The sequence below is a fragment of the Pseudomonas sp. SIMBA_041 genome (genome assembly GCF_046535095.1).
Taxonomy (GTDB): domain Bacteria; phylum Pseudomonadota; class Gammaproteobacteria; order Pseudomonadales; family Pseudomonadaceae; genus Aquipseudomonas; species Aquipseudomonas mucoides.
In genome coordinates this window covers 1-14,007 of sequence record NZ_JAWRXJ010000011.1, presented here as the reverse complement: position 1 = coordinate 14,007, position 14,007 = coordinate 1, and the positions used below count along the sequence as shown (strand labels likewise).

Annotated in this window: 13 protein-coding genes and 1 pseudogene; 3 read left to right on the top strand and 11 right to left on the bottom strand. The window is 57.9% G+C overall.

From position 1 onward, the window contains the following. Nucleotides 1–170 precede the first annotated feature (170 nt). Nucleotides 171–2,402: a putative bifunctional diguanylate cyclase/phosphodiesterase gene (locus SB725_RS24130; protein ID WP_410922667.1), complete on the top strand. Its 2,232-nt coding sequence runs from the start codon at nt 171–173 to the stop codon at nt 2,400–2,402. A gap of 154 nt (nt 2,403–2,556) precedes the next feature. Here the strand turns inward: SB725_RS24130 and SB725_RS24125 are convergent, their stop codons facing one another. Then, a complete protein-coding gene (locus tag SB725_RS24125) occupies nt 2,557–3,279 on the bottom strand; it encodes an SDR family NAD(P)-dependent oxidoreductase (protein WP_027924824.1) in 723 nt (240 codons plus the stop codon). A 561-nt stretch (nt 3,280–3,840) separates the two neighbouring features. On the opposite strand from SB725_RS24125, the gene SB725_RS24120 reads away from it, so the two are divergent. Beyond that, entirely contained in the window at nt 3,841–4,785 is a 945-nt protein-coding gene (locus tag SB725_RS24120) for a GlxA family transcriptional regulator (RefSeq protein WP_410922666.1), read from the top strand. Between the two features lie 87 nt (nt 4,786–4,872). On the opposite strand, the gene SB725_RS24115 is transcribed toward SB725_RS24120, so the two are convergent. From SB725_RS24115 to SB725_RS24075, 9 genes are all read right to left on the bottom strand, one after another. Then, a complete protein-coding gene (locus SB725_RS24115; RefSeq protein ID WP_410922665.1) occupies nt 4,873–6,084 on the bottom strand; it encodes an MFS transporter in 1,212 nt (403 codons plus the stop codon). Between the two features lie 45 nt (nt 6,085–6,129). Next, nucleotides 6,130–7,239 carry an alkene reductase gene (locus SB725_RS24110; protein ID WP_027924827.1) on the bottom strand — a complete coding sequence of 370 codons (1,110 nt, stop codon included), beginning with the start codon at nt 7,237–7,239 and terminating at the stop codon, nt 6,130–6,132. A 91-nt stretch (nt 7,240–7,330) separates the two neighbouring features. Beyond that, on the bottom strand, nt 7,331–8,050 hold the full coding sequence (locus SB725_RS24105) for a hypothetical protein (RefSeq protein WP_410922664.1): 720 nt from the start codon (nt 8,048–8,050) through the stop codon (nt 7,331–7,333). A gap of 60 nt (nt 8,051–8,110) precedes the next feature. Further along, the gene (locus SB725_RS24100) at nt 8,111–8,290 is read right to left on the bottom strand and encodes an alpha/beta fold hydrolase (RefSeq protein ID WP_410922663.1); all 180 of its coding nucleotides are present in this window, start codon (nt 8,288–8,290) and stop codon (nt 8,111–8,113) included. 306 nt (nt 8,291–8,596) lie between these two features. Continuing rightward, nucleotides 8,597–8,935: a hypothetical protein gene (locus SB725_RS24095; RefSeq protein ID WP_027924830.1), complete on the bottom strand. Its 339-nt coding sequence runs from the start codon at nt 8,933–8,935 to the stop codon at nt 8,597–8,599. Nucleotides 8,936–9,173: 238 nt separating this feature from the next. Beyond that, on the bottom strand, nt 9,174–9,938 hold the full coding sequence (locus SB725_RS24090; protein WP_027924831.1) for an alpha/beta fold hydrolase: 765 nt from the start codon (nt 9,936–9,938) through the stop codon (nt 9,174–9,176). Nucleotides 9,939–10,233: 295 nt separating this feature from the next. Beyond that, on the bottom strand, nt 10,234–11,340 hold the full coding sequence (locus SB725_RS24085) for an alkene reductase (RefSeq protein WP_410922662.1): 1,107 nt from the start codon (nt 11,338–11,340) through the stop codon (nt 10,234–10,236). Between the two features lie 236 nt (nt 11,341–11,576). Continuing rightward, a complete protein-coding gene (locus SB725_RS24080; protein ID WP_027924833.1) occupies nt 11,577–12,332 on the bottom strand; it encodes an SDR family oxidoreductase in 756 nt (251 codons plus the stop codon). A gap of 59 nt (nt 12,333–12,391) precedes the next feature. Next, a complete protein-coding gene (locus SB725_RS24075) occupies nt 12,392–13,072 on the bottom strand; it encodes an alpha/beta hydrolase (protein ID WP_027924834.1) in 681 nt (226 codons plus the stop codon). Between the two features lie 59 nt (nt 13,073–13,131). Between SB725_RS24075 and SB725_RS24070 the strand changes: the two genes are divergently transcribed. Next, nucleotides 13,132–13,482: a LysR family transcriptional regulator gene (locus SB725_RS24070; RefSeq protein WP_410922661.1), complete on the top strand. Its 351-nt coding sequence runs from the start codon at nt 13,132–13,134 to the stop codon at nt 13,480–13,482. Here SB725_RS24070 and SB725_RS24065 read toward each other — a convergent pair. Then, nucleotides 13,381–14,007 (bottom strand): annotated as a pseudogene (locus SB725_RS24065) (MFS transporter); the annotation flags it as partial. The gene SB725_RS24070 and the pseudogene SB725_RS24065 overlap by 102 nt on opposite strands.

The following is a 14,007-nucleotide window of genomic DNA, read 5'->3' as shown; positions in this document are numbered from 1 at the left end:
CCAAACGGAGCCAATCTGATACGGTTTTTTATTGTGGATCTGAGTCTGTTCTGTGGCTGGGTCGGTGTTCTATAAAGAGCGGGATCGGAGTGCGAGCGGACTGCACCCGACCGCCCACTTTTCCAGACTCTTTGAAGATCGGATGGTCTCGGCAGTCCTCAGGAACCATCATGAATACCCTCTGCACGAGCTTTCACAGCGTGGCTCTCCCCGAGTCGCAGCGTGACATTCTCGGCATGATCGCGACCAATCATCCACTGGGCGACGTTCTGGCCGCCATCTGCCTGATGCTCGACGCACAAGAGCCTGACACGCGTTGTTCGATACTGCTCACCGATGCTCAGGGCAAGCATCTGCTGAACGGTGCGGCGCCTGGCCTACCGCCTGAATACAGTCAGGCCATCCATGGCATGCCCATCGGTCCACAGGAAGGGACCTGCGGCACCGCAGCATTCCGGCGAGAATTGGTGGTCACCGTAGACATTGCCCTGGATCCGAGCTGGGAGCGTTTCCGGAGTCTGGCGCTGGGGCACAATCTGCGCTCCTGCTGGTCGTTGCCGTTATTCTCGCATCAGGGCTGTGTGGTGGGGACGTTTGCGCTGTATCAGGATCGGGCCAATGGACCGAATGAGGCGCAGATTCAACGGCTGACCTGTGCGGCGCAGCTGGCGGCCATTGCGATCCGCCATGAGCGTGACGGCCACCGTCTGGAGGAAAGCGAACAACGTTTTCGTTCATTGTTTACCTTCAACCCCAACCCGGTGTTCGCCCTCGATCTGGCTGGCAATATCCAGAGTGTGAATCCAGCAGGCCTGAAGCTGAAACCGCACACTGCAACCGACTTCATCGGTCATCATTTTTCCCACCTGGTGCTCGAAGAAGACCTGGAACGGGTCAGTCGGCATTTTTCCGCTGCCCGCACCGGCGAGCCGCAACGCTTCGAGGCACGGGTTCGCGACGAGAATGAAAACCTGTTGACCATGGACATCTCTAACCTGCCGATCATGGTCAACGGAAAGATCGTCGGGGTATTTGGCATTGCCCGGGACATCAGCGAGCAGAAGCATTACGAGCGCCAATTGAGCTTCAACGCCAGCCATGACCGGCTAACCGGTTTGCTTAACCGTGTTTCGCTTGAAGACCGGCTTATTCTGGATTGTCACATCAGTCGTCGGCGTAAGCGTCGTCTGGCAGTGATGTGCATTGATCTGGATGGATTCAAATCCATCAACGATTCGATCGGACACTGCTTCGGCGATCAGGTGCTGATTGAAGTGGCGCAGCGCATGACCCAACAGGTTCGTCCCGGGGATACCATCGTGCGCATGGGCGGTGACGAATTTATCGTCTTGCTGCCAGATCTGCTTCGGGATGAGGACGTTGTACCGGTGGCCGAGCGATTGATGGCCAGCATTGCCAGCCCCTACTGCATCCAGGGCATTGACCTGCACGTGAGTGCAAGTATCGGCATCACCCTGAGTGATGGTGACATCGAGCAGCCGATGCAGCTGATCCAGCAAGCTGACATGGCCATGTACAAAGCCAAGCAGCAAGGGCGCAACAACTTCCAGTGGTACACCAGCGATCTCAATCAACGTGTTTGCGAGCACGCAAGCCTGCGCAATGACCTGCAAAAGGCGATCGAAACTCAGTCGTTTGAACTGCATTATCAACCGCAGATAGACGCGCGCACCGGTCGGGTAGTCGGGATCGAGGCGTTGCTGCGTTGGGAACATCCGGAGAAAGGCTTTATCTCTCCAGCGGTGTTTGTGCCGGTGGCAGAAGACAGTGGTCAAATCATCCCACTGAGCCTTTGGGTCCTCGATACGGCTTGCGCGCAGCTGCGCCAGCTAGGCGATCAGGGCCTCACAGGCATCTCGATGGCCGTGAATATTTCGCCGATGCATTTCCAGCGCGGCCAGTTCGTTGAGTGTATCCAGACAGTGCTGAGCAAGCACGGAGTTAGCGCCGGGCAGTTGGAACTGGAGATTACCGAGTCGCTCTTGCTGCATAACGTTGAACAGGCCATCGATACGTTACACCGGCTCAAAGCCTTGGGTGTACGCATTGCGCTCGATGATTTCGGCACCGGCTTTTCAAGCCTCAGCTACCTCAAGCGTTTGCCCATCGACAAGATCAAGATTGACCGCTCGTTCATCCAGGATATCGCCACCGACCATCACGATGCCGCCATCACCCAAGGCATTATTTCCATGGCCCATCACCTCAGCCTGACAGTGGTCGCCGAAGGCGTGGAAACGGCGTCTCAGGTGAATTTCCTGAAGGGCAGTCGCTGCGACATTTTTCAGGGCTATTACTTTGCCAAACCGATGCCATACGAGGCACTTGAGATGTTCTTGGGCATCGATATCCGCGGGAGCAATACCACGCAGGCCAGATGAACAGGACTCCCTGGTGATCGCTGGGCTAGCCGACTGAAAACCGTAATCGTCCTTGTCAGCGGCTGAACTAAAACGGGCTGGATATCCGCTCTATCCGGACGAGGATGCCTGCAATCACTTAGGGGGGAGACACGCATTCGCTGCCCGCCGCGGGTCAATGGAGCAGACGTGCAGGTGAAACGATATTGGGGCCCCCTGCTACCCGGCTGAGCAATTCCAGCCGGGCAACCTCAAATGTATTCCATACCTCCCGATCGGCAACACTGGGTAGCGAGATGGCTTCTCCAGAATCAAAATCCTCTAGCGCGGCATCCACAATGGCCACTGCGCTTTGATATCGGGTCTGCTGTGAACCGGCATACAAAATTGCTTGAACACGTACTGCGACTTTATTGAAACGCTGGCGCAGCGCGTGGGATAGCGAGAGCAAAAAAGCGCTACTCGCCGACTCAATGGCAGCACCGGAACTCGTCTCGAACACGGGCACCAGATTGATAACCGTTCCGGCGCCCCTCTTTACGAAACCATTTGCCAATGCGTAAGACAAGCGTACGGGAGCAGTGATCCCCAAGGCGATTGTGGCCCCTATCTCATCTTCCTCAGGGATATCGTGATGGTTGATGAGCAATGTGATACTGGCGTCCTGGCTTAACAAGGCCTCAATGCGGACAACTTCGGCGGACACGGCCAAATCGGCATTCAGCACTTCAACCGATCGTCCGCTGGAGTCAGTGAGCGCTGCAGCGAGCGTCATTAATTGCGGCCGATCCACGGCAATTAAAATCAAGTCGTAGCCCCGCTGAGTCAGTCGGTGGGCGAACGCTGTGCCTATCGCGGTACCAGCGCCGGTTATAACTGCCGTGCCTTTATGAGTCATGCGGTTTGCTCCAAAGGCGGGTGCATGAAATAGGACCAGAGTAGTGAACGCCCGTATGTCGGTAAAGGCCGTAAAACCATCATTTCCGGCCTCGTGTTGGTCAAGTTTATGGGCGGAAATATTGGTATTCCAACCTGTTGACGGAGTGCAAGCTGCTTAATCTGTCTTCACTGAGTCGGGCCGTAAGACGCCGCTACCGACACCACCGACAGCCGCAGCATCAACTTGATGACCATTGCCGATGATGATCAATACGGTGACCACCCCAGCGCACTGGAATCTACAGCCAGTCAACAGATGGTCATCCGGTTGCGATAATGCGTGCCAGCGTGGAGCCTGGCGATCTGGAGTTCGTAGTGCAGCTCAATGAGGCACTGGCTGCGGGTTGAAGTTTCTCGTGCCTCAGTATCGGCCTTACCGAATTTACCCGGCAAAAAACGCTAACCCCCTCGAAATCGCGGTTCTGCTTGCAGTCCGGCGATTTTCGCGCATGATTACGTTTCGCATGTCACCAGACATCATGCGTCAAGCCACTGATCAACTGGGCGAACGGGAGTCTTTATGCAAAGTGTTGCGTTGATCGTACGGCCCGATTTTCAGGTTATGAGCCTTGCTGCGCTTTCAGCTTTCGAGTTTGCCAACCTGGCCGCGGGCGAAAAACTCTATGACATCAGCGTGCTATCCGAGCACGGTGGATTGGTCGCCAGCTCCCTGTTCACCTCGGTTGATACTCAGCAGTTCAACAAGACAGATTTCGATACCGTCTTGATCAGCGGTGCAATGGATCGCAGTTCGGCGTCGAACGGTATTCACTCCTTTCTGGTTGAAGCCAATGCCGATTCACGGCGGGTAGGCGCTTTGTGCGTCGGCGCTTTCGCGCTTGCCGAGTCCGGGTTGCTCGATGGGCGTCGAGCCACAGTGCACTGGGCTCGCGCCAAGGAAATGCGCGATAGATTTCCCGCAATTAAGGTAGAAGAAGATCGCATCTTCATCATCGATGGCAAGATCTGGACCTCGGCGGGCATGACCGCTGCGCTCGATTTAACCATCGGTATGGTCGAGAAGGATTACGGTGCCGCACTGGCCCGGACTGTCTCTCAGCGGCTGGTGCTTTACCATCGCCGCGCGGGTGGGCAGTCCCAGCATTCGGCGATGCTGGAACTGAGTCCGAGCTCCGACCGGATTCAGCAGTCGCTGGACTTCGCTCGAAAAAACCTGCGCCGCGACCTTTCCGTAGAAGACCTTGCGGATGCGGCTTGCCTGAGTCCTCGGCAATTCAGTCGAAGCTTTCGCGAGCAGACCGGAAGCTCACCCGCCAAGGCCATCGAAAATCTACGTCTGGAGGCCGCACGATTGATGATCGAACAAGGGCGTCTAACGCTTGAAGCGGTGGCCTCGGAGACCGGCTTTGGCGACCGTGAGCGTATGCGCCGGGCCTTCCTGCGCGTATATGGTCAATCCCCGCAATCGTTGCGCCGGACCTTCGGTTCTAACGCTGACGTATAAGCTTCTATCTTTTCGCAGCAGAATAACGGCGGCCATTGGCCGCCGTTATTCATTCTTGGAACGCTACTTTTTGAGCGTACAGATTATTTAATTTGAAGGTTGAAGTTGCGGTGCAGGTCGACGACCGGATATGTAGGCCAAGATCAAGGCTGTCGCTGTGCAGAGGGCGCTGACAAAGCCAAGGTTGGCCAACGAGCTGTAGTGCAATGTCAGGGAGCCAAGACCCGCACCCAGTGAGAAACCGAGGTACATGAAGGAGGCGTTGAGCGACAACACCACCGGCGCGCTCGCAACACCAGCCACGCCGACCAGCGTGGTTTGCTGGGCAGGATAAAAAGCCCAGTGAGCCACGCCCCACGCAGCGATGGCGAGGATTATCGGCACAACTACGAACTGTCTATCGATAAAGTGTGGCGCCAGCGACAGGACGACGAACGCCGTAGTGGATGTCGCCAACGCTGGCAGGATCACTGCGCGCGGACCTTTGCGGTCTACCGTTCGGCCGCTGATGGCCAGGCCGATTGCGGCTGAAACACCCCAGCCAAATAGCACGAAGCCTATCGCGGGGCCATTTATGAAGGTGGTGGCTTCCAAAAGCGGCGCGAGGTAGGTGTAAGTGGTGTAACTCGCCATCGCCCACAACGTAGTGATCAGCAGTGTATGCAAAACCGCAGGCTGAGCCGCAGTTGAAATGCGCTGGCGCAGGCTGGCGGTAGCGAGTCCGGTTCCTATCTCGCGTGGAAGCCCTATCAGCAAACCGGCGACGGCCAACGCGGCAATGATCGCGACGCTGCCGAACGTGGCGCGCCAACCCATTGCCGCCCCCAGCACGGTGCCCGCCGGAACACCCAGGGCAATGGCGAGCGACAGGCCACCGTTGACGATAGCGATGGCGCGGCCACGCTGTTCGGGCGGCACGACCACGCTGGCCAGTGCGTTCGCACCGGGTACATACACTGCCGCCGCGAGCGCCAGCACCAGTCTCGCGGCCATCAACGACCAATAGCCACTGGCCGTGAAGGCCAGCAGATTGGCCACCGCAAATAACGCCATGGCACCGATCAGCAGCCTGCGCCGGTTCAGGTTCCCGGTCAGCGCAGCCAGCACTGGAGAGCTCAGTGCATAGGCCAGAGCAAATACCGTGACCAACTGGCCCGCCGTGGCAACGCTGACGTCAAGATCCTTGGCCATGCCGGGAAGCAGGCCCGCGATCATGAAGCTTTCGGTACCGACGGCAAACGTGCCTAAGGCCAGCCAATACAGCGGCCGGTTGCTTTTGATGAATTGGGTTGAGTTCATGGTGTTCCAGCTGTGGAAATGTGAGTTAAGCCACCCGGGTCTCAATCAAGCCGTGACTAGTGTCGGATAGTCCGTGTAGCCCACTTCGGTGCCGCCGTAGAAAGTGTTGCGGTCGTACGCGTTCAATTCAGCACCGGATTTGAAACGAGCGGCCAGGTCCGGGTTGGCAATGAACATCCGCCCGTAAGCGATGGCATCGGCATCCCCGGCAGCAATCGCTTCGCTGCCACTCTGCGCGGTGTAGCCTCCCGCCGAGATCACCGGTCCTTTAAAAAGACGGCGGAATAATCGAGCGTTGTTGGCGACATCCAAACTCAGGTCATCACCCAGGCCTACCGAAGAAGCGCGAGGCTCGATCAAGTGCAGATAGGCGATGCCACGCTCGCTCAATGCCTGGATGACATAGCTGAACAGGTCCGTGGGGTTGCTTTCTTTCATGTCATTGAAATTGCCCGACGGCGACAGACGTACACCCACTTTGTCCGCGCCGATGGTGTGGGCAATCGCATCGACCACATTCAGAAGCAGGCGAGCGCGGCCTGCTATCGAACCGCCGTAGGCATCTTCACGCAGGTTACTGTTGTCCTGAAGAAATTGGTCGAGCAGGTATCCGTTGGCACTGTGAATTTCAACCCCATCAAAACCTGCGGCCATCGCATTTTCAGCGGCCTGACGAAAGTCATTGACGATGCCGGGCAGTTCATCGATATCCAGAGCACGCGGGATTTCGAAAGGTACCAGTGAAAATTCGGGTGTGAACGCCTGGCCGTCGACCGGAGCCAATGCAGATGGCGCCACCGGCAAAGCGCCCTCGGGGCTATAGGATGAATGTGAAGTCCGCCCGCCATGCACGATTTGCGCAATGATGCGCCCGCCTTGAGCATGTACTGCCTTGGTCACTGCGTACCATCCGGCCACTTGCTCGGCCGAGTACAGCCCCGGCATATTCGGGTAACCCATGCCCTGCACACTGACGCCCGTGGCTTCGGTAATGATTAACGCGGCTGAAGCACGTTGAGCGTAGTACTCGGCGCTCAGGGCGGTAGGTACGCCACCGGCAGCTGAACGCATGCGCGTCAGGGGGGCCATGACGATGCGATGAGGCAGTTCCAGCGACCCCAATCGCAGGGGGGCATAAAGATTTTCGATGGACATGAGCAAGTACTCCGCAATAACTGAAGTCAAAAAGGGATGATGAATTGCAGACGCAGGACTTGGGTTTCATTCAGCGTGGCGGACGAGCCAATTAGCTGAAAATGAGCTTGCTGAAGTCCAGCGACACAAGCAAAGGCTCGGGGATTTTTTGCCCAGCTTCGTCGTAGGCGTAGATACGGCGTTTTGTCGGCATCATCAGCCCCTGTACCTCGCAGTAATCACTGACGTAGTTAGCGCCGGTAGCTCCGCCAAGAATGTCGACGGTGTAATCATGGCGACGCATCAGGCCATCCGGCCCGAAGTGGGTGATCTGCTTGCGGGTATGGCTCTCGATATGATCAGGGAAAGTGACTTCCAAACGTCGCCATACTTCGCCGTTTTCGTTCCATGGCTCGATCTCCCTGCATTCGAAGCCGGGGTAGGTATAGAGAAAAGGCGAAGTCAGGTAGGTCCACAACGCTTCGCTGGCAAAATAGGCCACATGTAGCAAGTCCCAAGGGCTTTCCAAGGTATGACCAACGAAGGAGGCGGCGGGCTGGTCGCGTTGTTCGACGATGATTCCATCGAGGGTTTCCAGGGTCAGTTGACCGGGTAGGAACACGCTGCGTTGGTTCGGTCCGGCGAAGGGGGTGATGCTCAGGCGCTGGGTCTGGGTCTTGATATCCAATTCTTTATCGAACAGCTGACCCGGCTGCTGCTTGAGGTGCCAGATAGCACCGTCGATCGAAACGTTGGCTCGCAGTTGTGCGAAGCTATTCCAGCGATCCAGGCCACCGTGGGCCTCAACGGCGAAAGCGAGTAGATCATTCATCAGGCGTGCTCCGAAAAGAGGTTTTATATCGATGCGCAAGGGTTGCGCCGGTCCGGCGACTCAGAGTGCGGCGCGAAGCACCAGTTCAGCGACTGCGCCAGGCTGGGAAATCATCGAGCAATGCCCGGCTTCCACCGTGGCCTGCACGGCTCCGATCCTGGTCACAAACATTGATTGAAGTTCAGGCGCAATGGCGTTGTCTTGTGTCGCGAGCAGATACCAGCTTGGCTTATCGGTCATACTGAACTCCCCAACGGGATAGCGAAGTTGAGCTGGGTGGTGAAGAACCGCAGAAAAGAAGTAGTAACTTCAGGCCGAGGCTCACCGTGAGGAGTGCGGAGCTTCAACTGCTCTGCGCTGCTCATGGGAAGTATCTTGGGCCGTATAGGTTTGGGACATCGGTCGAAAAACCGACATTTCAAGCCATTGTGCGTTGACCGGAAAAGGCGTTTTTTTGGGCGCGCGCCAAAGCGCCGCAGCGACCACAACTGTCGCTGAAACGAGAGGGTTGGAAGGGATGGAGACTAACGCCACTGTGACGCTTCTTCAGACGCTAAGGCCCTGACAGCTGAATTCCATCCGGTACGCAAACGATGAACGCAGATAACCGATCAGCGCCTGCAAGGGGGCCGATTCAAAGTGCTCGGCCATCGCCAGAGGACAACTCCAATCACCCTGAATCAGCAGAGTGAGACGGTCGGTGGGATCCAGAGCTAGCGCATAACGAGAGCAGTTTGGAAGTACAGCCATGCTGTCGATAAAACCGCTGATCTGTTGGGCGAGGTCGGATGGGCTTCCGCGCCGCAACTCAACAACGATGAGGTTACTCGCCTGGGTCTGCTGACCAGCGTGTAGGGCGCCGTTATTCTGAAGATGAGTGGTCATCGGTTAGCTCCTGCTGTTTGTTGTCCATGATCGGTATCGGCACCGGACTTCCCCGGCGCATTTACCGGTGTCGGCGGCGCCATTTCCCTACCCTCCTCTTCCCAGTGCCTCGCAGGAGCCAGATGTCTTGCAAGAGCGCTGGGGGCCATGAGGGTCAGCGGTCTGCCGCACTGCAATATGGCCCTGCTGCGTTTGCAACAGGGCCTTGAAGGGTCATCCCGGGAGTGACGTGGGCCTGTTACTTTGGCAGGGCTGCCAACGCCGCTTTTTCGATCACCGCAGCCACTTCTTTCGGGTGCGAGATATACACCGCGTGGCTGGATTTGACTTCTGTCACCTGAGCCGCGGCACGGGTGTACATGAAGCGTTCCAGATCAGGATTTATCGCCCGGTCCTGGGTGGCGACGATGGCCCAGCTCGGCTTCGATTTCCAAGCCGGCGAGGTAATCTTCTGGCCGAAGTTGGCGCCGTTGGTCAGCACTTGAGACAACGCCATAAAGTGGGTGAGCTTTTCCGGCAGGTCGGCGGCAAAGTCGGCGCGAAACTTGTCCGGCGCCAGGTAAACGAAACCGTCCGCCGTCGGGGTAATCGCCGTCGAGGCCGCCGGCATTTTGTGCAGTAATTCGCCCGCCGCTTCACCCGCGTCCGGAGCGATACCCGCGACGTATACCAACGAGGCAACCTTCGGATCGGTCCCGGCCTGGGTAATCACCACACCGCCGTAACTGTGTCCGACCAATACCGCCGGGCCATCCTGCAAGGCCAGCGTACGCTGGACCGCTTTTACGTCGTCATCCAGTGAGGTTTCCGGCTCTTGCACGACCGATACATGAAAGCCGTCCTTTTCCAAAATCTCCGTGACACCGCGCCACCCGGAGCCGTCGGCGAAGGAGCCGTGTACCAGCACAATGTTGTGGATCGCGGCAGCCGGCGTAGCCGCCATGACGTAGCAAGACGCAACGGTGGAAGTTGCCATTAACAGTGCCGCGGATAAAAACTTCATCGATGATTCCTTTTATCAAGTGTGGATTAAAGATGTAGCGCGCGTGTTCACGAAGGCGCGTCGAGCGATGACGCTGAAGTTAAACGCCCCCGAAACTCACGTTCTTTGTTGTTGTGCCATGGGTCCCATGTTAGGGAGCGGCAGCAAGGTTCACCGGACGAAATACCAGCCTTTTGAGCCATGTTTTGTCCTTTTTTTTCCGGGCTCATCAGAGCTCGCGTACAAACCAAAAAGCCCCCATGAGGGGGCTTCGTTTGATCTCTACGCTACAGCCGTTCGCGCTCGGCGAAAGACGTTACGCAGTCGCTTCTTCTTTATAGAACTCGTAGTCGGTGTAACCCACCTCGGTGCCGCCAAAGAAGGTTGGACGGTCATAAGCGTTCAGCGGCAGGTTGTGGCGCAGGCGCTCCGGCAAGTCCGGGTTGGCAATGAAGTGGCGACCGAAAGCCACCAGATCGGCGTCGCCAGCCTGAAGGATGGCCTCGGCGGATTCGCCGTCAAAGCCACCGGCAGCAATGATCACGCCTTTGTAGTGTTTGCGCATCAGCTGGGCAGCCACCGGCGCCGGGTCGGCATTCTCGTCCTCGATGTTGCCCAGGATGCGCGGCTCGATCAGGTGCAGGTAAGCCAGGTTCAGCGGCGCCAGTTGTTGCGCGACGTAAGTGAACAGGCCTTCTGGATCGCTGTCGCCCATGTCACCCCAAGTGCCGCTCGGGCCAACACGTACCGCCACGCGATCACTGCCCCACACTGAAATCAGCGCGTTGGTCACTTCCAGCAGGAAGCGAGCGCGGTTTTCGAACGAGCCGCCGTAACTGTCGGTGCGTTTGTTGCTGTTGTCCTGCAGGAACTGGTCGATCAAATAACCGTTGGCGCCATGCAGTTCCACGCCGTCAAAACCGGCTTTCACGCCACGTTCGGCAGCAGTGCGGAAGTTTTCTACCAGGCCTGCGATCTCCTCGATGCTCAGGGCGCGGTTCGGGGTATTGGGTACCCACCCTTCGGTGGTGTAAGCAACGCCGCCGTGCAGGACTTCCGATGGGCCGACGGGGATGCTGCCTGCAGGCTGCACGTCGACATTGGATTGGCGACCCGCATGATAAAGCTGCAGAAAGATCTTGCCGCCTTTAGCGTGCACGGCGTCGGTGACGTGTTTCCAGCCCGCAATCTGGCTGTCGTCGAACAGGCCAGGTGCGCCGAGATAGCCGTTGCCGTTTGGCGCGGCGATGGTGGCTTCACCGATCAGGAAGCCGCCTTCGGAAGTGCGCTGGGCGTAGTACTCGGCCATCAGAGCGCCAGGACGAGCGCCCTCTTCGGCACGCATACGGGTCAGCGGTGCCAATACAATGCGGTGGGCGAAGGTGAACCGCCCGACTTTAACTGGGGAATGAAGTTTGGACATGGTTGCCTCGATTGAAGTGTATGTGTAGAGCCATTGGATATCTGCCCGGGTCGATAGCCATGTGGGCTTTCGGGGTTGGGGCGCTTGGCATCAGTAAAGGTGATTTTCCGGAGTGAATAAATGGGCCGCGTTTCCCAACACTTCGGACTTTTTGGCTGTAATGCTGGCGATCATGGAGATCGAACTGTCGATGTCCGTATAACGGCGCCCGCACTCATGCAAGCGCCGCGGGGTGCTCACTGGGCGTAGAGTTCCAATATCTGTGTGTTGAACTCAGTGACAAAGGCGTGTTCATCGGCCCCGGCATTAGCGCGCATTGGTTTGGCCCGCTCGACCAGGATTTCCACCGCGTCCGTGCCCAGCACCGCTATCGTCTCGGCAATAAACTCATCCAATGGCATCGCCAGTTCCGCTTCGGAGCTATCCATCAGCTCAGTACGTACCCAGGGCGGCGCGATTTCCAGCACCTTGACCGAGGTATCGCGCAGCATGAAGCGCTGTGACAGTGCATAAGAATGCAGCGCAGCCTTGGTGGCGCTGTACACCGCCGTCAGCGCCATGGGCACGAAGCCGAGCACTGAGGAGGTGTATGCCACATAAGCTTCATCGGCCTTCTTGAGGTGCTCAATCAGCGCCGAAGTCATGCGAATGGGGCCCATCAGATTGGTGGTAACGGTCGACGCCAGCAACTCGTCATCCACATGGCCGGCTGCGGTGTCCGGCAACATGATCCCGGCGTTATTGATCAGCACGTTGAGCTGCGGGAATTCGTTGATCAACTGTTTCGCGACCTCGGTAATACTGGCTGGATCGGTAATATCCAGCTCGACCGCATGCATGCCTGGGTTGGCCGCAACGACGGCTTCCAGATGGCCCTTGCGCCGACCTGAGATAATCACCTGGTTTCCCAGCTTGTGCAGTGCTTCGGCCAGCCCGCGGCCGATGCCAGAGCCGCCGCCGGTAATGAAGATAGTGTTTTGAGTGAGTTTCATGGGTGTGTCCTCTGAGATTGCAGAAATGCTAAGCGTGAACAATTAAGGAAAAATATCGGTTACCTGGCGGCGCGAATGACCAGATCGGCGACAGCCGCAGGCTTGGAAACCATTGAGCAATGGCCCGCATCGACATGGTCGCTGATGGCGCCGATCTTCTTCACCATCAGCTCTTGAAGTGCCGGTGTAATGGCGTTATCAAGGGTCGCCACCAAATACCAGCTGGGCTTGTGCTGCCAGGCGGCTTGAGTGAGTGGTGTGGTGAGTGCCGCTACAGCGGTGGGACGCTGGTTTTCAAACAGCTGACGCTTCTCCTGCGCACTCACATCCTGAGCAAAGCCTTCAAAAACACCCTCGTAAGTGAGGCTCGACGAGCCCGTCTGATCTATGTGGATCTCGGCACTCATCAGCGATGGCTCGGCCAATGCGGTCAGCCCCAAAGCTGATTCGCCAATGTCAGGGGTAAAGGCGTTGATATAGACGAGGCCCGCCACCTTGGCGTGAACACCTGCCTCGCTGATGACCGCACCGCCATAGGAATGGCCCACCAGCAACACCGGTCCTGGAGCGGCGGCGATGGCCTGGGACACGACGTCGGCATCTGCTGCCAGTGACGTCAGCGGCAGGTTGACCGTGCTCGTGCTCAGGCCGGCGGCTTCGATCAATGCGCGCGATTTGCTCCAGCTGGTGCTGTCGGCCCAAGCACCGTGTACAAGAATGACGTGTTCGATAGTGCTCATGGCCTTTCTCCTGATTTCGGGTAGACGGGCGGGTTGCCCGTGCTGTGGATTCAGGGTCTATGCTAGGCGCGAGCCAAGAAGCTGATCGGTCGAAATACCGACGTTTCGGGCCATTTCGCCGCCCGCCTCTACTCTGCCTTGACCCTCTCCCAGCACCGAGCACACCTCAAATGATGGACAGCCTCAGCGGCATCACGGCCTTCATTCATGTGGCCGAAACCCGCAGCTTTACCGAAGCCGGTCGCCTGCTGGAGATTTCCTCCTCCGCCGTTGGCAAGAACGTAGGACAACATTCTCAAAGCCTGAAATCAGCGTTGCAGCGCCTCGGCAATCGGCGCTTTGCCGAGACCGAAACTGAGCATCACCGCCAAACCGAGCACACCGATGGCCGCGCCCAGCCACAACGCTGAAGACACGCCGGCGTGATCAACCATCAAGCCGCCAAACAGCGAACCCGAAGCAATCGCCACCTGAAACGTGGTCACCAACATTGCGGAACTGGCTTCCGGCAATTGCGGCGACGTCAGTTGCATCCAACTGCTCACGCCCAGAGGAATTGCGCCGTAGGCAACACCCCACACCAACACCGCCAACGTCACGCCCCAACCCTGCAACCCGGGCAAGGCCAATTGCGCGATCACCATCAGCAACACCACGGCGCCCAGCGACGCACGCAGGTGCGTGGTGATGCTCCCGGCCATGGCGAAGTTCGCCAGCATGCCGACCAGGCCAAACCCGAGCAGAATCGCGGTGATCGCGCTCGGCGAAAAACCGGCGTCATGCCCCAGGAACGGCGCAATGTAGGTGTACGCTGTGAAGTGCGCGGCGACCACTGTGCCGAGCAGCAGCATGCTGCGCCGGGCATTGCTGCGCGACAGAAACGCCAACAAGGCGCGCACCTGCAAGCCCTCGCGGGACGGCAGCGAGGGCAGCGT

Coding starts and splice junctions, on each gene's coding strand:
- SB725_RS24130 (WP_410922667.1), top strand. CDS start 171: ATGAATACCCTCTGCACGAGCTTTCACAGCGTGGCTCTCCCCGAGTCG.
- SB725_RS24125 (WP_027924824.1), bottom strand. CDS start 3,279: ATGACTCATAAAGGCACGGCAGTTATAACCGGCGCTGGTACCGCGATA.
- SB725_RS24120 (WP_410922666.1), top strand. CDS start 3,841: ATGCAAAGTGTTGCGTTGATCGTACGGCCCGATTTTCAGGTTATGAGC.
- SB725_RS24115 (WP_410922665.1), bottom strand. CDS start 6,084: ATGAACTCAACCCAATTCATCAAAAGCAACCGGCCGCTGTATTGGCTG.
- SB725_RS24110 (WP_027924827.1), bottom strand. CDS start 7,239: ATGTCCATCGAAAATCTTTATGCCCCCCTGCGATTGGGGTCGCTGGAA.
- SB725_RS24105 (WP_410922664.1), bottom strand. CDS start 8,050: ATGAATGATCTACTCGCTTTCGCCGTTGAGGCCCACGGTGGCCTGGAT.
- SB725_RS24100 (WP_410922663.1), bottom strand. CDS start 8,290: ATGACCGATAAGCCAAGCTGGTATCTGCTCGCGACACAAGACAACGCC.
- SB725_RS24095 (WP_027924830.1), bottom strand. CDS start 8,935: ATGACCACTCATCTTCAGAATAACGGCGCCCTACACGCTGGTCAGCAG.
- SB725_RS24090 (WP_027924831.1), bottom strand. CDS start 9,938: ATGAAGTTTTTATCCGCGGCACTGTTAATGGCAACTTCCACCGTTGCG.
- SB725_RS24085 (WP_410922662.1), bottom strand. CDS start 11,340: ATGTCCAAACTTCATTCCCCAGTTAAAGTCGGGCGGTTCACCTTCGCC.
- SB725_RS24080 (WP_027924833.1), bottom strand. CDS start 12,332: ATGAAACTCACTCAAAACACTATCTTCATTACCGGCGGCGGCTCTGGC.
- SB725_RS24075 (WP_027924834.1), bottom strand. CDS start 13,072: ATGAGCACTATCGAACACGTCATTCTTGTACACGGTGCTTGGGCCGAC.
- SB725_RS24070 (WP_410922661.1), top strand. CDS start 13,132: ATGCTAGGCGCGAGCCAAGAAGCTGATCGGTCGAAATACCGACGTTTC.